The organism is Pseudomonas cistanchae, assembly GCF_054483635.1.
This window is the reverse complement of sequence record NZ_JBTLWN010000007.1, coordinates 295026-316085: the sequence shown is the minus strand read 5'-3', so window position 1 is coordinate 316085 and position 21060 is coordinate 295026. Positions and strand designations below refer to the sequence as shown.

The 21060-nt window shown below is 63.0% G+C and carries 24 protein-coding genes; 11 read left to right on the top strand and 13 right to left on the bottom strand.

Annotated features, from left to right (window positions below; genetic code table 11):
* Positions 1-109 precede the first annotated feature (109 nt).
* Positions 110-1036 (top strand): LysR family transcriptional regulator, encoded by a 927-nt coding sequence (locus tag ACX0MV_RS19605; RefSeq protein ID WP_458984171.1) that lies wholly within the window; start codon positions 110-112, stop codon positions 1034-1036.
* Between the two features lie 219 nt (positions 1037-1255).
* Here the strand turns inward: ACX0MV_RS19605 and ACX0MV_RS19600 are convergent, their stop codons facing one another.
* Complete coding sequence (locus tag ACX0MV_RS19600; protein WP_458984170.1) at positions 1256-1672, bottom strand: VOC family protein; 417 nt, start codon at positions 1670-1672, stop codon at positions 1256-1258.
* 59 nt (positions 1673-1731) lie between these two features.
* On the opposite strand from ACX0MV_RS19600, the gene ACX0MV_RS19595 reads away from it, so the two are divergent.
* Positions 1732-2034 (top strand): putative quinol monooxygenase, encoded by a 303-nt coding sequence (locus tag ACX0MV_RS19595; RefSeq protein ID WP_458984169.1) that lies wholly within the window; start codon positions 1732-1734, stop codon positions 2032-2034.
* A 53-nt stretch (positions 2035-2087) separates the two neighbouring features.
* Here ACX0MV_RS19595 and ACX0MV_RS19590 read toward each other — a convergent pair whose 3' ends face one another.
* Positions 2088-3338, bottom strand: a complete 1251-nt coding sequence (locus ACX0MV_RS19590) for an MFS transporter (RefSeq protein ID WP_458984168.1) — start codon at positions 3336-3338, stop codon at positions 2088-2090.
* A 74-nt stretch (positions 3339-3412) separates the two neighbouring features.
* Between ACX0MV_RS19590 and ACX0MV_RS19585 the strand changes: the two genes are divergently transcribed.
* A complete protein-coding gene (locus ACX0MV_RS19585) occupies positions 3413-4114 on the top strand; it encodes an ArsR/SmtB family transcription factor (protein ID WP_458984167.1) in 702 nt (233 codons plus the stop codon).
* A 246-nt stretch (positions 4115-4360) separates the two neighbouring features.
* Here the strand turns inward: ACX0MV_RS19585 and ACX0MV_RS19580 are convergent, their stop codons facing one another.
* Positions 4361-5911, bottom strand: a complete 1551-nt coding sequence (locus ACX0MV_RS19580) for a cell envelope integrity TolA family protein (RefSeq protein WP_458984166.1) — start codon at positions 5909-5911, stop codon at positions 4361-4363.
* Between the two features lie 306 nt (positions 5912-6217).
* Between ACX0MV_RS19580 and ACX0MV_RS19575 the strand changes: the two genes are divergently transcribed.
* Positions 6218-6715, top strand: a complete 498-nt coding sequence (locus ACX0MV_RS19575) for a hypothetical protein (protein ID WP_458984165.1) — start codon at positions 6218-6220, stop codon at positions 6713-6715.
* 213 nt (positions 6716-6928) lie between these two features.
* Here the strand turns inward: ACX0MV_RS19575 and ACX0MV_RS19570 are convergent, their stop codons facing one another.
* From ACX0MV_RS19570 to ACX0MV_RS19560, 3 genes are read right to left on the bottom strand one after another with little or no spacing between them, the layout of a single operon-like run.
* Positions 6929-7321 (bottom strand): GFA family protein, encoded by a 393-nt coding sequence (locus ACX0MV_RS19570; RefSeq protein WP_458984164.1) that lies wholly within the window; start codon positions 7319-7321, stop codon positions 6929-6931.
* 51 nt (positions 7322-7372) lie between these two features.
* A complete protein-coding gene (locus ACX0MV_RS19565; protein ID WP_458984163.1) occupies positions 7373-7681 on the bottom strand; it encodes an AzlD family protein in 309 nt (102 codons plus the stop codon).
* Positions 7671-8387, bottom strand: coding sequence for an AzlC family ABC transporter permease (locus ACX0MV_RS19560; protein WP_458984162.1), 717 nt, complete (start codon positions 8385-8387; stop codon positions 7671-7673). Before ACX0MV_RS19560 ends, ACX0MV_RS19565 begins: the two co-directional genes overlap by 11 nt.
* Before the next feature lie 191 nt (positions 8388-8578).
* On the opposite strand from ACX0MV_RS19560, the gene ACX0MV_RS19555 reads away from it, so the two are divergent.
* On the top strand, positions 8579-9448 hold the full coding sequence (locus tag ACX0MV_RS19555; RefSeq protein WP_458984161.1) for a LysR family transcriptional regulator: 870 nt from the start codon (positions 8579-8581) through the stop codon (positions 9446-9448).
* 126 nt (positions 9449-9574) lie between these two features.
* Here ACX0MV_RS19555 and ACX0MV_RS19550 read toward each other — a convergent pair whose 3' ends face one another.
* The 5 genes from ACX0MV_RS19550 to ACX0MV_RS19530 all read right to left on the bottom strand — a co-directional run bounded on the left by ACX0MV_RS19550 (position 9575) and on the right by ACX0MV_RS19530 (position 14713).
* Entirely contained in the window at positions 9575-10624 is a 1050-nt protein-coding gene (locus ACX0MV_RS19550; RefSeq protein ID WP_458984160.1) for a TRAP transporter substrate-binding protein, read from the bottom strand.
* Positions 10625-10807: 183 nt separating this feature from the next.
* Complete coding sequence (locus ACX0MV_RS19545; RefSeq protein WP_458984159.1) at positions 10808-12133, bottom strand: TRAP transporter large permease; 1326 nt, start codon at positions 12131-12133, stop codon at positions 10808-10810.
* Complete coding sequence (locus ACX0MV_RS19540) at positions 12133-12639, bottom strand: TRAP transporter small permease subunit (protein ID WP_458984158.1); 507 nt, start codon at positions 12637-12639, stop codon at positions 12133-12135. Before ACX0MV_RS19540 ends, ACX0MV_RS19545 begins: the two co-directional genes overlap by 1 nt.
* A 131-nt stretch (positions 12640-12770) precedes the next feature.
* Positions 12771-13718: an alpha/beta fold hydrolase gene (locus ACX0MV_RS19535; RefSeq protein ID WP_458984157.1), complete on the bottom strand. Its 948-nt coding sequence runs from the start codon at positions 13716-13718 to the stop codon at positions 12771-12773.
* Positions 13719-13825: 107 nt separating this feature from the next.
* Complete coding sequence (locus tag ACX0MV_RS19530) at positions 13826-14713, bottom strand: esterase/lipase family protein (protein WP_458984156.1); 888 nt, start codon at positions 14711-14713, stop codon at positions 13826-13828.
* A gap of 274 nt (positions 14714-14987) precedes the next feature.
* On the opposite strand from ACX0MV_RS19530, the gene osmE reads away from it, so the two are divergent.
* Positions 14988-15341, top strand: coding sequence for an osmotically-inducible lipoprotein OsmE (gene osmE, locus ACX0MV_RS19525; RefSeq protein ID WP_458984155.1), 354 nt, complete (start codon positions 14988-14990; stop codon positions 15339-15341).
* 60 nt (positions 15342-15401) lie between these two features.
* Here osmE and ACX0MV_RS19520 read toward each other — a convergent pair whose 3' ends face one another.
* Positions 15402-16469, bottom strand: a complete 1068-nt coding sequence (locus tag ACX0MV_RS19520) for a fatty acid desaturase family protein (RefSeq protein ID WP_458984154.1) — start codon at positions 16467-16469, stop codon at positions 15402-15404.
* A 35-nt stretch (positions 16470-16504) separates the two neighbouring features.
* A complete protein-coding gene (locus ACX0MV_RS19515; RefSeq protein WP_458984153.1) occupies positions 16505-17632 on the bottom strand; it encodes a ferredoxin reductase in 1128 nt (375 codons plus the stop codon).
* A 136-nt stretch (positions 17633-17768) separates the two neighbouring features.
* On the opposite strand from ACX0MV_RS19515, the gene ACX0MV_RS19510 reads away from it, so the two are divergent.
* The 5 genes from ACX0MV_RS19510 to ACX0MV_RS19490 all read left to right on the top strand — a co-directional run bounded on the left by ACX0MV_RS19510 (position 17769) and on the right by ACX0MV_RS19490 (position 21000).
* The gene (locus ACX0MV_RS19510; RefSeq protein ID WP_458984152.1) at positions 17769-18404 is read left to right on the top strand and encodes a TetR family transcriptional regulator; all 636 of its coding nucleotides are present in this window, start codon (positions 17769-17771) and stop codon (positions 18402-18404) included.
* 161 nt (positions 18405-18565) lie between these two features.
* On the top strand, positions 18566-19066 hold the full coding sequence (gene ureE / locus ACX0MV_RS19505; RefSeq protein WP_458984151.1) for an urease accessory protein UreE: 501 nt from the start codon (positions 18566-18568) through the stop codon (positions 19064-19066).
* Positions 19063-19737 carry an urease accessory protein UreF gene (locus ACX0MV_RS19500; protein ID WP_458984150.1) on the top strand — a complete coding sequence of 225 codons (675 nt, stop codon included), beginning with the start codon at positions 19063-19065 and terminating at the stop codon, positions 19735-19737. Before ureE ends, ACX0MV_RS19500 begins: the two co-directional genes overlap by 4 nt.
* 19 nt (positions 19738-19756) lie before the next feature.
* Positions 19757-20371 (top strand): urease accessory protein UreG, encoded by a 615-nt coding sequence (gene ureG, locus ACX0MV_RS19495; protein ID WP_458984149.1) that lies wholly within the window; start codon positions 19757-19759, stop codon positions 20369-20371.
* Between the two features lie 56 nt (positions 20372-20427).
* Positions 20428-21000, top strand: coding sequence for a HupE/UreJ family protein (locus tag ACX0MV_RS19490; protein WP_458984148.1), 573 nt, complete (start codon positions 20428-20430; stop codon positions 20998-21000).
* Positions 21001-21060: the final 60 nt, after the last annotated feature.

Genomic DNA, 21060 nt, shown 5'->3' with positions numbered 1-21060 from the left:
ACCCGGAATCAAACGATGGAGGCACTTTAGGCGCTTGCACTGGCGCGATAAACGCGCAACCGTAGCCATCACTGTTTGTAAAATCCAAACAATCAGCAGAGACAGAAGAATGGACCGCTTCGATGCGATGCAGGCGTTTGCTCGGGTGGTTGAAGCAGGCAGCTTCACCAAGGCGGCGGAGACCCTGCACATGAGCAAAACCAGCGTGACCCAGCTGGTGCAGCAGCTGGAGGCGCGGCTGCGGGTCAAGCTGCTCAACCGCACCACGCGCAAGGTCAACCTGACGGCCGACGGCGCGGCGTACTACGAGCGCGTGGTCAGGCTGCTCGACGACCTGGACGATGTGGAAACCAGCCTGTCCAGCGCCTCCGCCATGCCCAGGGGCCGCCTGCGGGTGGATGTGCCGAGCCCGCTGGCCAGGATGATTCTGCTGCCGGCGCTGCCCGCCTTTCACGCACGCTACCCGGATATCCAGCTCGACATGGGCGTGAGCGATCGGATCGTCGACCTGATCGGCAAGAAGGTCGATTGCGTGGTGCGCGGCGGCGAGCTGACGGACCAGTCGCTGATGGCGCGGCGGGTCGGCGACCTGCAGCTGGGCGTTTACGCGGCGCCAAGCTACCTGGCGCGGCTCGGTACGCCCACCCACCCGCGGGAGCTGGAAGACTCGCACCATCGCATCGTCGGCTTTCTCTGGGCGCGCACCGGAAAAGCCCTGCCTTATGCCATGCACCGGGGCGCCGAAGGCATTCATATCCACGGCCGTTACGTGCTGGCGGTGGACGATGGCAACGCCTACCTCGCGGCCGGCCTGGCCGGCATGGGGGTGCTCTGGCTGCCGGACTACATGGCCAAGGCCCATGTGGCGCAAGGCGAACTGCTCCCGCTGTTCGAAGACTGGCGCCTCGAATCGATGCCGCTTTATGTAGCGTTTCCACCGAACCGGCATATCAGCATCAAGCTGCGCGTGTTTATCGACTGGGTGGCGGAACTGATGGCGCAGCACGCGCCTATCACGCGTCCGCATCAGCAATAAGCGGATGTCCGCTGTCAGCAGCGAGTCGCCGGGCGGACCTGCTGTGTTGCTGACAGTGCTGACCGTATAGACGCGCTAGCCCGACAGCGGGCCGGGGCTTGAATCAAGAGAGCTCATTGGTGCGCGCGGCGCACCCTACGGTAGCTTGGCGCTGTCAGATGTCGATCACCCCCTGTCAGCCGCTGCGGGCTACTGCACGCACGGCCTCGCCTGGGCCTGCTATGGCTTGGGGCTACTGAAGCGCTGACCGGATACCGCAGGGTGAAAAAGCGGCTGTATCTTGTTGCCGGCCGGGTCGAGCAGATGGAAGCTGCGCGCCCCATCACCATGATCGAACGGCCGGTCTAGAACCGTTACGTTGAGCGACTTGCAGTAGGCGTACCAGGCGTCGAGTTCTTCCACGCTATCAACGACAAACCCATAGTGATCGACAGCCTGACCGCCACCGCTTGGCACATGCGCGCGGCCCAGCGAGAGGTTGTCGTTGCCGCAGGTCAGGTAAACCAGGTCCGCATTTGCCCGATGCAGTACCTTCATGCCCAGTACATCCACGTAGAAGCGTTCGCACTCTTCCAGATTCGGTACAAGCAATGCCAAGTGTCGTAGCCCGTTGAGGCGGCCGGGTCGTGTGCTCATGAGATTGGCTCCATTTTTTGTATACAATATTGTAGACAATAATCCATATGGAGCGGCCCATGTACAGCATTCTGCTGAAAACCCGCCTGAAGCCGGGCAGCCGTGACGCGTTCCTCTCTGCGATGCGCAACAATGCCGCCGCTTCGGTTCGCGACGAGCCAGGCTGCATAAGCTTCGATGTTCTGCTCGACCGCAGCGACTCGGACGTGGTCTGGCTGTACGAAATCTATGTCGATGAAGCCGCGCTGGATGATCACATGCGCACAGCGCACTTCATGGCAAGCCGGCCGCTGGTGGAACCCTTGATACTCAATCAGGAAGTGATCGAAGCGGACGTCGCGCTGCTAAATCCTCAGCGTTAAAACCGCGTGCTGAGCACGGCGCCTGCGCCATAAGCGCGCGTTCGTTTAGTTCTTCATGAAGGCTCCGCATTCGCGGCCCGGCTGCGCCGCAGCGACATGCTGCCAAGCAGCAGCGCCAGGATCGCGACCATCTGCACACCGCCAGCAAAACCGAACAGCAGCAGCGCGGAACCAGGCTCGTCGACACGCGATTTCAGCAGGCCGAACAGCGCCGGGGCGAAGGCGTAGCAGCCTTGCGACGTCGCCACGATCAGGGCGATCACACGCTGCGTCTGCTGCCTGGGAAATTCGGCCTGGGCGATAAGCGGAGGCAAGGACGTCGCGTTACCGATGCCGGCGCCGAACATCAGGATGCCGATCCACACCAGGGCGGGATGGAGGTGCAGCCCCATCATGATCAGGCAGCCCGCCAGCTGGCTTGCGTAGCTGATGCAGGCCACGGTTCGCCGGTTGGCGTTCACCGGCATCAGCCAGCCCACCAGCAACCGTCCGGCAATTGCGCTGGCAGTCGCCAGGCCCATCGCCAGGCCCGCCTGGGCCTCGCTGAGCTGCGGCGTCAGCAGCAGAAAGATGTGCGCGATCAGGCCGATCTGGGCGAACAGGCCCAGGGACATCCCCGCCGCCAGGGTGAGAAATTGCGGGTTTTTCCAGAGCGACTGCGTGGATGCGACTGCCTGGGTAATGGCCTCGGCAGAACTGGTATCGGCACCATCGGCATGCTGGCCAAGGTGCTCCGGGCGGACGCCGAACACCTTGAGCGACAGCAAAGCGATGACCGTTATCGTCAGCCCGCCGATCAGCACTGCGGTCTGCGGAAAACCCAGGTGGTTGATCAGGTAGACCCAGGCAGACGAGAAGATCACCCCGCCGATGCTCGCTCCGTTGTAGGCCATCGCCAGCGCGGCAGGCCGCTTGGTGACGAACCAGGGCGCGATGATCGCGTTGATCGCCGCAGCACCCAGCGTTACCCAACCCAGGCCACTCAGCAGCGCGGCGATAAACAGCTCGCCTGGCTCGCGCGCCACGGCCCAGCCGTAAACCCCCACGCAAAGCAGCGCGGAGCCCAATACGGTGATCCGCGGAATGCCAAAGCGCTTGTACAGCCGGGGCAGGTTCACCACCACCAGCGTGCCCGCGAGAAAATGCACGGTGACGGCGGCGGAGCACAGCTGCACCGACCAGCCCGTGCGCTGGATGACCGCGTAGAGGAAAATCGGCGGCCCGTAAAAGCCGATTCCCCAACCGAGCAACGCGGTGACAAACGCCGCTGCCACAACCTTTCTACCGAAAAACGCTGGGTTCATGCCTGACTCCGTTCATGGGGTTTGAACCTGAGTATGATGGCGACGACACGGGACGCTTCGGGGATTGCCGAACTATGAATGCAGATAGCGCAGACGTTTATCTCGCTGCGGTGGCAGGCGCCATCGCCGATCCAGCGCGGGCGCGCATGCTCTGTAGCCTGCTGGATGGCCACGCGCGCACCGCCACCGAACTGGCCGCGGTTGCCGACATCGGCGCTTCCACCGCCAGCAGCCATTTCACCCGGCTGCGCGACCAGGGCCTGGTCGAACTCCACGTGCAGGGCAGGCATCGCTATTACCGGCTGGCCACTGCCCAGGTGGCCCAGGCATTGGAGGCGCTGCTCTCCCTGGCCCAGGGATCAGCACCCGCTTTCCAGCCGTCGACCCCGTCCGCATTGCGGCACGCACGCACCTGTTACGACCACTGCGCGGGTGAAGTCGCGGTCGGGCTCCACGACGCCCTGCTGGCCGCGAACTGGATTCAGACGCAGGGCAACGACTACGTACTCACCGAAGCAGGCATTCACGCACTCACACATCTGGGCATCGACGTCGACCGCGTGCTCCATCAGCGCAGACGGCTGGCCTATCCGTGCATGGACTGGAGCGAGCGCTCGCCCCACCTGGGCGGCGCGCTGGCCGCGGCGCTGCTGGAGCTGATGCTGAAACGCCGCTGGGTCACTCGCCACCTGGATTCCAGAGCCCTCAGCGTGACGGCCAAAGGCCGTGCGGGGCTGGCGAAAAGTTTCGGGATGGCAGGTAAAGGGTTGGGCTGACGTTACGAAGGTGGGAAGCGCTCGCGATCAGTCTGCGAGGTTAGCGGTGAGTAAGGGCCAGGGTTGGTAGATTCATTTTGTTCGTCGATTGTCGGTCGCTGACGGCGGGCTTGAGAACATACTTACTAGCGGTTGACGCTGGACTGTCCGCTATCGGCCAAGAGCGGACGGTCAGCAGCGCTCGTAACGGCCGCGCGTCGTCACCCCCGAGCGCATTTGCAATGCTCGCACACTCGCCGCTCAGCGTTAATCGCGTAAGAAAATCTCGATGCTGCCCTGCTTGCGCGGCTCAAAGATGCACCTAGCCGTGTAGCCGATCTCCGTGCCAAAAACGTTCTCGGCATCAAAGTTTAAGAGCACCTGGACGTTCCCGGTGGTCTTGGCGGTTGTTGCACTGGTACCAGTAAAGCTGTGGAAGTTGACCGAGCTCGGGATGGTCGCGCTCCGTTTCGTCATGCCCCTACACGCAGCAATGGCCTCACCTTCGTCCCAAGAGTTTTCTGCCTGCGTACGCACCTCGGCGCCGCTCTTAAGTTCAGCCTCGGTCAGGTAGATCCGGTTCTCGTTGGCGCAGTCAATGAAGAACTTGAGTGATCGCAGCGAGCTTTCGTCGCTGAGCTGGACATTCTCGACGTAGTCGCATTTGCCGCTGTCAATCACGCGCTCAGCCGCTGTGCGGCGGAAGTTTTTAATCTCCATAAGCCGGCTGCGATATTTGGCCGTAAGCTTCGGATACTGTGCCGAAGTGTACTCGTCGATCGCGTAGTCTCGGATGCGAGTGGTGTAGTTCTCCTGGCGCTTCCGCTCGGCCTCGGTAGCGGCCTTCTTGGCTTCGAAGGCTTCCTTTTTCAGTTCGTATTCACCCTTGAGCGCGACCAGATCAGAATCAGAAACCGCGCTGTACTTGTCCATGATCGCTTTCGCGTCCGTAAATCGCTCTTCTTGGATGGCCCGACTTAGGTTATCGAGGACCTCTAAGCGCTTCGCCGCGAACTCATTACCGACTTGAGCCTCTGCCGCCAGCCTTTTCTGTTCGGCATCCACGCGACGCTGCTCGGCAACTCTCTGCTGCTCAATCGCCCGCTGATTTTGCTGTTCGACAAGGAGGGCCTGGCTCTCGTCGTAGACCGCCTGGGCATGCTGAAAGTAGGAGATGTTAGCCAGTAACACGATGCCCAGAATCGCCCAAATTCCGATGTTGTATCGGTCGTACCACGGTGCTTTCTGCACCATTTTCTGGTGTGTCAGCGGGTTGAACACCAAGCCGGCAACCAGCATCAGCAAGGCCCCCAGCCAGCCTTGGTGGATGGCGGTGTAGACCGCGACGGCGACGAACACTATCGAGAAAAACCAGCGGGCCGGGATCAACAACTTTTCAGCCTCGCCTGCCGGCTGGATTGCGTCGGCCGCATACTCTTCGACGGGGAACTGACGGGGGAACACATCGCCGTCCAACAGTTGGAGAAGCATGGTCGTGGCAAATTGGTGGAAGACAGCCTGATCGGCCCGGGTCCTGATAAAACCCTCGACCTTCGGGCGGACGATCATAGTGATGAACTTGTCCAGTTCAGCTTTCCACTTCGAGTCGTCGACGACCTGATACCCCTTATCTTCGACCAGCAAAACCGACTTGTCTTTCAGCTCAACGTAATGCGCTTCAACGGCGGCCATCACCGCCTTACCGTAGGCGACCCCCTGTTTCTTGGTCTGCATCGCAGCCAGTTGCTGACGGGTCAGCCAGAAAAGGTAAGCACCCAGCGCCAGCAGCACCAGAACGAGATAGAGCTTGGGACTCATGCGGAACTCCTTTTCAAAGCATCTGTTTGTGGTTCTTTTGCACGCATACCATAGCATTCCGCCAGCATCGGGAGCTCGCCTGCATGAGTAGTTGTCGTTACATATCCGAGAAAGCGTGGGGCTGTGGGAAAAGGCAAAAGGGCCAGATTTACTTTCCTAAACTTAACGTCCGCTTTTGGCCGAAAGCGGACCCTAGTAACAGAAAAACTGCTCTTAGCCGACGAACTCAGTCCGAACTGAAATACACTTTGCGCCGACTACCCTGGGCCATAACTATGGCTGCCTCGAACAAGGAAACCCGCCTCCATGGCCTCCCCCGATAAACAGCAAAAACGTGCCCAGCGGGCCAAAGCCAAGGCCAAGCAGAACCGTTCGGGCAAGCCTAAAGCCAATGTCGTACACCCGGTGCTGGCCAATCCGCTGATCAACGAACCGTTCGATGATGTTGAAATCGACCTGAGCACCTTCGACTTCAAAGACATCGAAGAGAACGGTTTCGACCCGGCGCATTTCGACGATTTGTTCCAGGCAATGAAGGTTGGCGAGGGCATCAGCCTGCTGGCGATGTGTCTGGTGTTCCTGCAATACCCGGTGTTGGAGCTGGTGGTCGCTGAGGAAGCGGAAGACGCGGCCACCGACTTTATGATGGGCCTGCTGATCACCTATCGCGGGATTTTCCACGATGAAGACGAAGACACGGCCGTGGAGTGGATCGGCGGCGATGCCTTCCAGAATGCCTACAACGAAGCGTCGATGATTTTGCAGAAGAAGAACGCTCGCAGCACCCCAGGCGCCCACGTTTAGCCGCGCCGAGCTGCCTCAGCTTGCAAGTCCATGCGGCCGGTGTCCGGACCGGCCCGATGGCTGCTGTTGGCGGAGCTCTACCGCTCACCCAATCACACCGCACTCGTTCGCGATACGTGCAAAGCGCATTCAGACAGCCAGGGTTCCAGCCGCGCCGATGACGCTGCCGGGCGCCGCTTTTTCGGCGCCGCTCCACGCAGCAGGTGCTTACCCCTACTCCTCGCCGCGCCCCGCTCCTTCTCGGTCGTGCTGGTAATGCCTGGCCAGCGGAAACGCCGGCAGCCAGGCCTCGCGGCGGGTGGTCCAGCATTCGTAGGTGGGCATCAGCTGGTCGGGGGCATCCAGGGAGCCCAGGTTGACTTCGATTTCGTCTGCGCTGCGGTTGAATACCGATGAGCCGCAGCGCGGGCAGAAACACCGCCCTTGGTAATCCCGCGTTTCGCCTTCGACCGTCACCGCATTCTTGGGAAACATCGCGGCGGCGAAGAACAATGCGCCGTGCTGCTTGCGGCAATCCAGGCAATGGCAGAGGCCGACCCGGTACGGGCGCCCCCTGGCCTCAATTCTTACGTTGCCGCACAGGCAGCCGCCAGTGAATCGGTCCATGTTGCGTCTCCTCTAGCTGTTCAACCGCATCAAGGGTTGACCACATACGAGTCAAAACTGCCTGACCAGCGCCGCTGTGAGGATGCCGGCAGCAATCGCGGGCAACGGCTTTTTCACCAGCAACATCGTGAGTGCGGTGGCCAGTAATGCCAACCGCGCGCCGTTGTCACCGTCCAGCGCCAGCGGGGCGAGAAGCGCGACCAGCACCGAGCCGGACATGGCGTTGATGAACTGCTGCACCCGGTAGCTGATCGGCACGAAGGACATCACGAACACGCCACCCAGGCGAGTCGCCAGGGTCACTACCGCCATGATCAGGACAATTAGCAGCGCGCCAAAACCGGTCGTTTCAATGTTCATTGGGTTTCTCCATCCACAGCGCGCCGAGCACGCCGCCCGCCAGGGCTCCCACTACGACGTGACTGTTGGCAGGCAAATACCAGTGCGCCAGCAGTGACGAACCTGCTGCCACGACCCAGATGACCAGCATGCGCGGATTCTTCTGCCCGCCCACCACCATTGCCAGCAGGAAGCAGCCCATTACCATGTCCAGCCCCAGGCTGACCGGGTCCTGAATCGCATTGCCGAAATAGAGCCCCAGCCAGGTGCCGACTATCCAGAACGACCAGAGCGCAAGACCGCCGCCGAGCAGCAGACCCATGCCCGGCTTGCCGCGACCGAACGCCTGCATGGCCATAGCCCAGTTGGCATCCGAGGCTACCACCATCACCCCATAACGCTTCGCGGGCGGCAGCTGCCGTAGCCAGGGATAGAGCGTGGCGCCCATCAGCAGGTGGCGGGCGTTGATGGCAAACACCGTGACGATCAGCGGCACGACCGGCACCTGGGTGCCCCACAGTTCCAGCGCGGCGAACTGTGAGGCGCCGGCAAACACCAGGGTGCTCATGGCGACGATGGTCGCGTCGTCCAGCCCCGTCTGCGTGGCGGCCAGCCCGAAGGCCAAGCCGAACACGATGACGAAAAGGGAAATCGGTACCAGTTGCTTGAAGCCCGCCCAGACATCCTGGCGGGTGATTACATGCAAATTCGCTTCGACGTCTGACACCACATGCCTCTCCTTTAACCCGTGCTCGCGGCCATTTTCAGCACACGTCTGCTAGCTGATACCGCGTTTTCGCGGCGCTCGACAAGTGAACGCCAGCGCAATCGGGCACCAGCATGCGCCAGACACTGCGCTGCGAAAAACGCATAATTCGCGCGAACGCTATTCGATTACCTAATGCATGAGCAGATGACATGACGTATCAGGACCTGCAGATTGATTGGCTGAAGTGCTTTGTCGCGGTGGTGGATGCAGGTTCGCTGTCAAACGCCGCCCCGCAGGTGCATCGCTCCCAGTCGGCGGTGAGCATGCAGATCAAGAAACTCGAAGCCGCTCTGGGCTGCCCGCTGTTGCTGCGCGGCCCGCGCCAGCACCAGCTCACGGCCGAAGGACAGATTCTGCTGGGCTATGCACGGCGCATGCTCGACCTGCATGCGGAGGCCCAGGCTGCGTTCCATGGCGAAGAACTCACCGGCCGCGTTCGCCTCGGCGTACCGGACGACTATGCAGCCAAGTACCTGACGCCTGCGCTCAAGCGCTTCGCCCCGCGCCACGGCACCGTGGAAATCGAACTGAACTGCGAGCAGTCAACCGCGCTGATTCCCCGTGTCGAGCGTGGCGACCTCGACCTTGCGCTGATTTCCCGAGACCACGCGCGCCGCGGCACCCTGCTGTTTCATGAACCCATGGTGTGGGTCGGCTCGCCTCAGTTCGATGCCTGGCGACGCGACCCGCTGCCGATCGCCGTGTATGAAAACACCAGCCTGGCAAGGCGCAGCGCGATCCACTCGCTCGGTTTGCAGGGCCGCCGCTACAAGGTGGTCTACAACAGCTCCAGCCTGGCCGGGCAGATTGCCGCGGTTGAAAGTGGCTTGGCCGTGGCGGTGCTGACCCAGTGCAGCGCACCGGCGCACCTGCAGATTCTCGGCAGGGAGCACGGCCTGGGGCCGCTCGAACCCATGGAGGTCGCGGTTTACCGCAGCGCGGCGTCGATGGGCTCGAAAGCCGTCGACAGCCTGCATGATCTGCTGCTCAAGACGCTCAGGTTGTCCGCGTCAACCTGAGCGAGGCAGCAGTTTATGGACCCGCCGTGCAACGGCATCGGTGAGTCGGCTTTCCCTCGCGATGACCACGCCCGCACAAAAAAGCCCGCACCTCTCGGCGCGGGCTTTTATCGCAAGCGCCAGGCTTTAACGGTAAGGCGCGCCGGCCTTGGCCATCAGCGCGTTGTACTTCTTGAAGATCTCCACGACCTTGGCGCAGCGCGGGCTGGTCTTGGCGATTTCATCCCAGAACTTCTGCGCCTCGGCTTCCACCGTGGCCCACTCCTCCGCCGGGATGGAGGTGAGTTGCAGTTTGCCGCCCTCAACTCGCAGCTGCGCTTCGCCGCCCCAGTACCAGTGCTGGCGGTAGTAGTTGGAGCTGTCCATACACAGCTTGAACAGGGTTTGCAGGTGCTCGGGGACCTCGTTCCATTTCTCCGAGTTGGCGAAGTAGGAACCGCACCAGGCGCCGGAAATGTTGTTGGTAAGGAAGTACTTGGTGACGTTGGCCCAGCCGACGGTGTAGTCCTCGGTGATGCCGGACCAGGCGATGCCGTCCAGTTCGCCGGTCTGAATCGCCACTTCCACATCCTCCCAGGGCAGGGTCACGGGGATGACGCCGAAGCGGGTGAGGAACTTGCCCGCCGTGGGAAAGGTGAAGATGCGCTTGCCCTTGAGGTGTTCGAGCTTGGTGATCGGCTCAACGGTGGCGAAGTGGCAAGGGTCCCAGGCGCCGGCGCCAAGCCAGGTCACGCCTTTGACTTCGCCATAGGCCTCGGCCCAGATCTCGTTGAGGCCGTACTGGTTGAACAGCACCGGTACGTCGAGGCTGTAGCGGGTGGCGAAGGGGAAATAACCGCCGAACACCGAGATGTCGACGGGCGCGGCAATCGAGTCGTCATCGCTCTGTACCGCATCGATGGTGCCGCGCTGCATGGCGCGGAACAGCTCGCCGGTGGGCACCAGTTGGTCTGCGTAATACAGCTGGATTTCCATCTGCCCATTGGCGGCCTTGTTGAAGGCGTCGATGGACGGTTTGATCACGTGCTCGCCCAGCGCCGGGCCGGCGTAGGTTTGCAGGCGCCAGGTGATCTTCTTTGGCTCAGCGGCATAGATATGCGCCGAGCCCAGGGCCGTGGCGCCCACTGCGCTGGTTGCCACCGCGGCGTTCTTTAGAAAACTGCGTCTGGTACTCATGCTGGTCTCTCCCTAAATGTCGGTGCAGACAGTGTCGATTCGAATGGCATACAACCGCATTGCGCTGCGCGGCCTGGTGGAGCCGCGCGGTGTTTTCAGGAGGGCGCGTTGGCCCTTGTTACCGGATGCGCATGAGCATGCGTAGAGGTCCGACTGCGTGTAACCAGTTCCTGAAAAATCGAATCAGTTTGCGTAGTGCCACTCGGGCAACCACAGGGCGATCTGCGGGAAGACCATCACCAGTGCCAGCGCCAGCGCCATGATCAGCACGAAGGGCGTGACCGACACGTAGATATCCCGTAGCGAGATTTCCGGCGGCGCCATTGCGCGCATGAGGAACAGGTTGTACCCGAATGGCGGCGTCATGTAGGCGATCTGGCAGGTGATGGTGTAGAGCACGCCGTACCAGACGAGGTCGAAACCCAGGGCGCCGACGAGCGGAATATAGAGCGGCGCGACTATCACCAGCATGGCGGTGTCGTCGAGGAACATGCCCATGATGATGAACGAGAGCTGCATCATGATCAGGATTTCCCAGGGGCCGAGGTTCATCCGGTCGACGAAGAAACTCTCGATCGCCTTGACCGCGCCCAGGCCGTCGAACACCGCGCCGAAGCACAGCGCCGCGAGAATGATCCACATGAACATGCAGGTGATGCCGAGCGTCTTGCGCACGGTTTCTTCCATCACCTGGCGGTTCAACCGACCTTTGACCCAGGCCATCAGAATGGCCGCGGCGGCGCCGACCGCCGAACTTTCCACCAGGCTGGTAACGCCCAGCAGAAACAGCCCGGTCATGCAGAAGAAGATGAACAGCGGCGCGATCCCGGCCCTGAGCAGCAGCAGTTTTTCCCGCCGTGGGATCTGCTGGCGCTCCGCCTCGGACAGCGCCGGGCCCATGCTCGGGTTGAGGCGGCAGCGGATAACGATATAGAGCACGAACAAGCCGGCCATCAGCAGGCCCGGAAACACCCCGGCCAGCCACAACTGACCGACCGGCTGGCGAGCGATCATGCCGTACAGCACCAGCACCACGCTGGGCGGAATCAGGATCCCCAGCGAGCTGCCGGCCTGGATCACGCCGGTGACCATGATCTTGTCGTAGCCACGCCGCAGCAGTTCCGGCAGAGCGATGCTGGCGCCGATGGCCATGCCGGCGACGCTCAGGCCGTTCATGGCCGAGATCACCACCATCAGGCCGATGGTGCCAATGGCGAGGCCGCCGTGCAGCGGGCCCATCCAGACATGGAACATCTTGTAGAGGTCTTCAGCCAGGCCCGACTCGGACAGCATATAACCCATGAACACGAACATCGGCAGGGTCAGCAGCGGGTACCACTTCATCAGCTTCATGGCGGCGCTGAAGGCCATTTCCGAGCCGCCGTCGCCCCACAGCAGCAACGCTGCCACCACGGCGACGAAACCGATCGCGCCGAACACCCGCTTGCCGGTGAGCAGCAGCAACATCATGGTGGAAAACATCAGCAGGGCGATTAGTTCGTAGCCCATCAGAGCGTCTCCCCGCGCGCCTTGGCGACATCCCGGAAGAAGGTGGCGAGGGTCTGCAGCAGCATCAGGGCCACCCCGATGCACATGACGATCTTGATCGGCGCCATCGACGGCGACCAGGCCGAGTAGCTGGATTCGTCGTACTCCAGCGCGTACTGGGTCGAGGAAATACCGCCGTAGAGCAGAAACCCCAGGTAGAACAGCAGAAACAGCACGGTGATCGCGTCGACCACGGCCTGGGTTTTTGGCGACCAGCGACTGTAGAGCAGGTCCATCCGCACATGGGCGTCGAGCTGCATCGAATAGGCGCCGCCGAGCAGGAAGTAGGCGACCATCAGAAACTGCGCGGTCTCGAGCGTCCAGACCGCGGGCAGCAGGAAGGTTTTGCTGAGCGAGGAATACAACAGAACGGCGAGCATGGCGAAGATCAGGTACATGGCGAAGCGCCCGATTGCTCGGTTCATCGCGTCCACTGCTCGCACAAATAGCCTGATTGCCCTAGGCATACCCCGGCCCGCCGAATAGTTGTTATCCGGACAGCCTAGACGAAGATTGGCCAAAGCCAACCGGCCCACCTGCGCCTTCAAGCAGTCCGGGCAGCGGCGCTAAAAGCGCCGCTGTTATGCGATGGGGAAGATCACTCGGCGAGGAAGCGCTGCAGTGCCGCGACGGTGCGTTGCGGGTCTTCCTCATGGGGGACGTGGCCCAGGTCGTCGAAGACCACCAGTTGGCTGCCGGCGATGTCGCGCTTGAAGCGCTCGCCATTGTCCGGCGGGATCAGGCCATCGCGCCCGCCCCAGATGATCAGCGTCGGTATCTTGATTTCGCTGATCCGCTCGGCGCCCTCGCTCCATTGCGCCTGGGCGAAGCGCTGACGCAACGCCTGGCGGTTGCCGGCGCGCAGGGTCAGCTCGTAGTAACGGTCGATCAGCGCTTCGTCGACCTTGTCAGGGTCGCCATACACGTTGCGCACGCTGGATTCGATCATTGAGCGCGGCAGCAGCTTGCTCATCAGAGGTGCAAGGGCCGGGATCTGCGCCAGACGAAAACCGATCGGCACCGAAGTCGCGTTGCGTGGATAACCGGCCGCATCGACCAGCACCAGTCGCTCGACGCGCTGCGGGTATGCCAGGGCGAACTGCCAGGCCAGTTGACCGCCAAAGCTGTTACCGGCCAGCGTCGCCTTCGGCACCTGCAGGTGATCGAGCACGGCGACAATGAAGCGGCTGTAGTGGTCGGTCCGGTAGTCGCCATCGGGGAACGGGCCGGTCAAACCAAAACCCGGCAGATCGAGGCTGATCACCCGCCGCTGGGTGCTCAGCGCCGCCACCCAGCCTTCCCAGGTATGCAGGCTGGCGGAGGTGCCATGCAGCAGCACCAGCGGCGCGGGGTCGTCCCGCGGGCCCTGATCGCGTATGTGCACCTGCATGCCGTCGATGGCGATGAACTGCGACGGTTCAGGTGCCCAGCGCGGCCGCAGCTCGGCCAGCGAGCGGTCCGGCGCCCAGCTCAGGGCGATGAATGCGCCGACCGCGCAGCACAGCAATACGACAACCGCGAGCGACAGCTTGCCGAGAAACTTCATAGGGTTGTTTTCCTTGCGACGACCATTGGCGGGGCTGCAAGCATAGCCAGCAGCCGGGCGCCCGGGGATCGCTCCTAAGCAGTAATCGCCGCGGGTTTGCCGGCTGTTTATAAGCCAGCGGCATGCAGGCGCTGGGCATGCTCGACGAACAGCTTGACCGGGTCCGCGCCCTTGCCGACCAAGCCGAAGGTCTGGTTGACGATATCGAAGTGGTCCAGCGGGTAGCTGTCGCCGATCACCTTGCCCAGGTGCGAGCTGTAGCGGCCCACCATGCCGTCGCAGTGACCGGCCTCACGGACGAAGGTACGGGCAAAAATGCGGCAGGCGCGATTCGGCCCGTCGAAGCGGTTGCCGCCCTGGTCGGTGATCCCAGGCTGCAAGGTACCGGACCAGGAGTAGTAGCGTACGCCGGCCACTTCTTCCGCGCCTTCGCCGCCCCAGGTCGCAGGCAGGCCCTGGGGGTACTTGGCATTGAAGGCCGCCACGCCGGCGCTGGTCAGCGATTGCTGCGCCGCGGCGACATCCATAGGCAGCCGTGACCCCTTGTAGCCGGTTTCCAGCAGCGCCATGCAACGGGCAATGCCGCGTAACACCATCGCCAGCAATCGTTCCCGCAGGCTGCCATGGGGCGCCTTGCCTTGCAGGTAGTCGGCCAGTTCCGAACCCTGATTGGGCCCGGCGACCGAGGTGACCGAAGCGACCCATTCGGGCCTCATGGCGGCGGCATAGCGGGCGGTCAGCGAGCCCTGGCTGTGACCGATCAGATGGACCTTGGCCGCGCCGGTCTGCTGACGCACCTCGGCGATCCGCTCTAGCAACTGCTCGCCGCGCACCTCGGAGGAATTGACCGAGGACACCAGCACGGGAAACACCGTGGCGCCGTGGCGACGCAACGCCGACACGATGCCGTACCAGTACGGGTAACCAAGCTGACGGATAAATCCAAGCAGGCCTGGTACCAGAACCAGGGGATAACGTGGGGCATTGGCGGACATGGGTGCACTCCTGTGCAGATGAAACGGGCAAGCCTGTCGCGCCGGTGGCGAACAAGGGCTTGAACAGGCAGGCAACGAAAAGGTCGCGCACCCTGCACGCTGGCAGGACGGCGCTGATGTAGAACGTCGGTACTACCTCAGGTTCAATCTGCCACTACGACGCAGCCAGCAGGCGATCTGCCGACCGTCCAGGCGACAGGTTAGGGCAACTTTATTCGCGGCTGGCCGCTCCAACACTGGGTAACCCGCCACCTACAGCGATGAGGAATCCGTCATGTACAAGCAAACGTTGGGCGTCGTATGTGTAATGACCGTGCTAGCCGGTTGCGCCGGTAAGCCGGAAAACCCGATCGACCATGTGACCTTCCGCAACGAGCCGCTGGTCGAGCACGTCGAAGATGGCATGACCAAGGAGCGCGTACTGGAGATCGGCGGCCCGGCCTCTACCGAAGTCCAGCGCAGCATGTTGCCCGGCACCTGCAACAACTACGTGCTCAACCGGGACGGCCATCAGCAGACCTACCACGTCAGCTTCGACTCGAACGGGCGTGTGGACGGCAAAGGCTTCATGAGCTGCGAGCAGATGGAAATCAACGAGCGCGAGCGCGCCGAGGGCAATGGGCTCTGACCTGTAGCGTGTCCCTCAAGCCCGGCCAATGCCGGGCTTTTTCATGGGTGCTCAGAACGCCTAGGCGTTTGCCAGGCGGTAAATCCAGATGCGTTTGAGTACGCTGGCGAACTGCACGCTCAGGCGGCCGCTGTTGTAGACCTGACCGTAACGCCCGGCAATCTCGCGAACGTCCACCGCCATGGCGGCATAACGCCGCGCGGGCAAATCCGGAAACAGGTGGTGTTCGATCTGGTGGCTGAGGTTGCCCGTGAGGATATGCAATAGCGGGCCGCCCTCCAGATTGCTCGACCCACGCAGCTGACGCAGGTACCAATGCCCGCGGCTTTCACCGTCCAGCATCTCGGGCGGGAAAACCGCTGCGCGCTCGGTGAAGTGGCCGCAGAAAATCACCAGGAACGTCCACAGGTTGCGCAGCAGGTTGGCCAGCAGGTTGCCGACCAGCACCGCCAGCGCATTGGCACCCAAGAGCGCAGCCAGCAATGGAAAGAACAGGTAATCCTTGCCCCACTGGCGCAGCAGTTTGGCGTTGAACTGGCGGATCAGCGGCGCCACCGCGGCGCGGTCGAGTTTGCCTTTGTAGACCTTGTCCAGGCGCAGGTGCTGAACCGCCACCGCGTACTGAAACAGCATTGCCTGCAACGTCACCCACAGCGGTTGCCAGCGGTAGAACGGCTTCCAGCGCTGCTCGGGAAACAGCCGCACCACGCCGTAACCGACATCGTCGTCCATGCCCAGCACATTGGTGTAGGTGTGGTGGATATGGTTGTGGGTGTGCCGCCAGAAGTCGGCGGGGCCGGCGATGTCCCACTCATAGCTGCGCCCGGCGAATTCGGGGTCGTTCATCCAGTCGTACTGGCCATGCATGACGTTGTGGCCGAGCTCCATGTTCTCGAGGATCTTGCCCAGGCCCAGCAGCAAGGTGCCGAGCAGCCAGGTCGGCGGAAACCAGCCGGCCAGCAGCAGCGCGCGACCGCTCCAGCAGCAGAAGCGCACCGCACCGCGAACGCGGCGGATATAGCGCGCGTCGGCCTCGCCCAGGTCGGCCAGGGTGCGTTGGCGCAGGGCGTCCAGTTCTTCGCCGAACGCCGCCAACTGCTGCGCCGACAATTCACGATCGAATCGCATGGGTAATCCTCATTCGGGTGATGCTGAATGGCTGCCTACAGGTCGAGCAGCAGATCGCGATAAGGCGCGCTGATGCACAGCCGGATCGGCTGCCCCGGTTCGCTCATGACGACGCCGCTGCGCAGGTCGCGCACCGCACCGCCAAGCAGGATGCAGGTGCAGCTCGCGCAGATGCCCTGGCGGCAACCGTGGGCTGGGCGCAAGCCGTGTTCCTCTGCCTGTTCGAGCAATGCGCGGCGGGGGTCGCCCTGCACCGTCTGCTGGCTGCGGGCAAACCCCACCTTCACTGGCGCAGACGCAGACCCAGCGCCCTCGGACTGACGCAGGTCAGGCGCGGTAAAGGCCTCATACTGCAGCGCGGTGTTCACGCCCATGCCGTCCCACCAGCGCTGTACCCGCTCGACGAAACCGGCCGGGCCGCACGCCAGCACACGCCGCTGCGCCAGGCCGACGACGGCCTGCAGATGTTCGGAACTGAAGCGGCCGCGCAACTCGCCCTCGGCGGCAGGTGCGTCGCTGAAGGCCCAGCGCACCCGGAAATTGCCATGTCGTTGTTGCAGCGCCAGCAGTTCGGGTACGAAAGCCTGCTGCCCCTGCTCGCGTACGTAGTGCAGCAGGTCGATCGGTGCGTCATAGCCCTGGGCCAGTGCACCGCGCAGCAATCCGATTAGCGCGGTGATGCCGCTGCCCGCGGCCAGCAGCACGACGCCCTGCTGCCCCTCAGGCCAGTGCAACTCACCGAACGCCGAACCCAATTCGAGCACTTGACCGACCGCTAGCTGCTCGAGCAGGTACGGCGAAACGCGTCCGCCGGGCTGGCGCTTGATCGCGATTTCCAAGAGGCCGTCGGCATGCACCGCCGTCAGGCTGTAACTGCGACTCAAGCGTACGCCCATACGCTGCAGGTACAGCTGCACATGCTGCCCGACCCTGGCGCCGCGCCAGTTGCCGTTGGGGCGCAGGGTCAGGGCGAGCATGTCGTCGGCAACCCAGCGCCGCGACTCGACCCGGGCAAACACCCGGTTCAGGCGCCAGGCCGGATGCAACGCCGCAAGCAGCGCGTCGGCATCGCTTTCGCGCATCCAGTTACGCGTTACCAGCGCACGTAGCGGTCGCAACCAGGGCGCACTGGCACGCACCAGGGCAAAAGGCAGTAAGGGCATAGAGTCGATCCAGTGAACATACGTGCACTAAAATGGCAGAGCCGCAACACTCAGTCAACAGTCGTTCACTCAAACCGTTCGACGGCTCTAAAGCGCATTTGCTAGAGTGCGCGCAAACCCCTGGAAGCCCGTTTGCATGCAGCCCCGCGCCGAACAGAAACTGCAAACCCGCCATGCGCTGATGGAAGCGGCACGCACCCTGATGGACAGCGGCCGTGGCTTTGGCAGCCTTAGCCTGCGCGAGGTCGCGCGCAGCGCGGGTATCGTCCCGACCGGCTTCTACCGCCACTTTCACGACATGGACGAACTCGGCCTGGCACTGGTCGCCGAGGTAGGCGAGACCTTTCGTGAAACCATCCGTCAGGTACGTCACCACGAGCTCGAAATGGGCGGTGTAATCGACGCGTCTGTGCGCATCTTCCTCGACGCAGTGGCGGCCAACCGCTCGCAGTTTCTGTTCCTCGCCCGCGAGCAATACGGCGGCTCGCTGCCGGTGCGGCAGGCCGTTGGTGCGCTGCGCGAACGTATCACCGCGGACCTGGTGGCGGACCTGGCAACCATGCCCAAGCTGCAGCACTTCGACACGCCGGCACAGACGGTGATCGCCGACCTGGTGGTGAAAACCGTGTTTGCCACCCTGCCGGAGCTGATTGATCCACCCGCACCCACGCTGCCCAGCCATGCCACGCCGCAGGTGAAGATGATCGAGCAGCTGCGCTTCATCTTTATCAGCGCCAAGCATTGGCAGGGGCTAGGCCACCCGCGGGATTAACGCACCAAAAAAAAGCATCCTTGCCTAGCGCGCACCAATAAAAACCCGCCACCGCCCCAATTGCTGTCACCTGCCAGCCGCCCGCCTTGATAACCCGCGCTCCAACCGGCTTGGCAAGCCCCTTGCTCTAGCAACCGGCATCAACCTGCCGGAACCTGCCCATGCTGGTGATCCATCAACGTATCGACGCCCAGCCCCAGTGGGACGCCGAACTGCAGCTGACCTTCGAAGCCCGCAGCAAAAGCCGTCTGCGCTGCCTGTCCAGCGCAGGCGAAGACGTCGGCCTGTTTCTCGAACGCGGCCAACCGCCGCTGCAGGACGGTGAATGCCTCAGGGCCGAAGACGGCCGCATCGTCAAGGTGCGCGCCCGCGCCGAACGACTGCTGCATGTCACCTGTGCCAACCCCTTCGAACTGATGCGCGCCGCCTATCACCTGGGCAACCGCCATGTCGCCCTGCAGCTCGGTGATGGCTGGCTGCGCCTGCCGGACGACTACGTGCTCAAGGCCATGCTCGAACAGCTCGGCGCCACGGTTGCAGACGTCGAAGCGCCCTACCAACCCGAACAGGGCGCCTATGGCGGCGGCCATCACCACTCCCATGCCGGCGATGCCGAATTCAGTTACGCGCCGCGTCTGCATCAATTCGGGGCGCGCAAGTGAATAAAGCCTGGCAGCTACTCCGGCTCGCCAGCCCGCAGCTGCCGATTGGTGGTTATAGCTATTCACAAGGCCTGGAAATGGCCGTCGAGCAGGGCCTGGTCATCCACGCAGAAAGCGCCGAACGCTGGATTGCCGATCAGTTGCTGCTGAATCTCGCGCGCTTCGAAGCGCCTTTGCTGCTCGCCCATTGCCAGGCTGCCGCGAGCGAGGACTGGACGCAGCTGCGTCAGCTGGCCGAACAGCAACGCGCCAGCCGCGAAACCCGCGAGCTGCGCCTGGAAAGCCGGCAGATGGGTTACTCCCTGCAGCAACTGCTGAGCGGTTTGCCGGAGCTGGATCAGCCGGCGCAGCAGCTGTTTGGCGAACTGGACGAACCCGGCTTGGCCGTCGGCTGGGCGCTGGCCGCGCGTGCCTGGCAGATCGCGCCAGAGGATGCCCTCGCCGCCTGGCTCTGGGGCTGGCTGGAAAACCAGCTGGCGGTGCTGATGAAAACCCTGCCGCTGGGCCAGCAGGCGGCCCAGCGCCTGACCTCGCAACTGTTGCCGCTGCTCGATCAGGCGCAGCGCCAGGCCAGTGAACTGCAACCGCAACACTGGGGCAGCGCCGCGTTTGGCCTGGCCCTGGCGAGCATGGCGCACGAGCGCCAGTACAGCCGTCTATTCCGTTCTTGAAGATAAGGAAGACTCGAAGATGAACAGCCAACCCCTGCGCATTGGCATCGGTGGCCCGGTCGGCTCCGGCAAGACCGCCCTGACCCTGGCCCTGTGCCTGGCCCTGCGCGAGCGCTACAACCTGGCGGTGGTGACCAACGACATCTACACCCAGGAAGACGCGCAGTTTCTGGTGCGCAACGAAGCCCTGGCGCCGGAGCGGATCATCGGTGTGGAAACCGGCGGCTGCCCGCACACGGCGATCCGCGAGGACGCCTCGATCAATCTGGAAGCGGTCGACCAGCTCAACCGGCGCTTTCCGGGGCTGGACCTGATCATCGTCGAATCCGGCGGCGACAACCTCTCGGCCACCTTCAGCCCGGAACTGTCGGACCTGACCATCTATGTGATCGACGTATCGGCTGGCGACAAGCTGCCGCGCAAAGGCGGGCCGGGCATCTGCAAGTCCGACCTGCTGGTGATCAATAAAATCGACCTCGCCCCGCTGGTCGGTGCCTCGCTGGAGGTGATGGAGCGCGACACCCTGAAAATGCGCGGCGACAAGCCATTCGTGTTCAGCAACCAGAAGATCGGTCACGGCCTTGACGCCATCATCGCGTTTATCGAACGCCACGGCATGCTCACCGCAGCCTGATCGGCCGCCTCGGGCAAATACACGCTGCCAACGCACACTGACACGGAGTTTTTCTTATGACCCTGCGCCAATCCCTGTACGCCCTCGCCCTGTTTCTCACCCCGGCCGTTGCCTTTGCCCATTCGGGCCACGACCCATCCGGCCTGATGGCAGGGCTGGCGCATCCGGTACTCGGCCTCGATCACCTGCTGGCGATGCTTGCCGTTGGCCTCTGGGCCGCGCAGCAATCCGGCGCGACGCGCTGGGCGCTGCCGCTGACATTCGTTGCCAGCATGCTGCTTGGCGGCCTGTTCGGGCTTAACGGCGTGCAGCTTGCGCTGATGGAAACCGCGATCGCCACCTCGGTTATGGCGTTCGGCCTGCTGGTGGCCGTGGCGATTCGCCTGCCAACCGCGATTGCTTTGGGCATGACCGCGCTGTTCGCCCTGACCCACGGCGTCGCCCATGGTCTGGAACTGCCGGCTCTGAGCAGCCCCTGGGGCTACGCAGCCGGTTTCGTGGTCGCGACCGCGGCGCTGCACGCCTGCGGGTTCGCCCTGGTACGCGCCCTCCCCGCTGCAGCTGCACCCTTGGTACGCCTGGCTGGTCTCGCCTCGGCAATCACCGGCGCCTGCCTGCTGGCTGGCTAAGCCAGCGCACAAGGACGAGGGCCATCACTGGCGCGAAAGAGCCGGGACCTGGCGCATTTG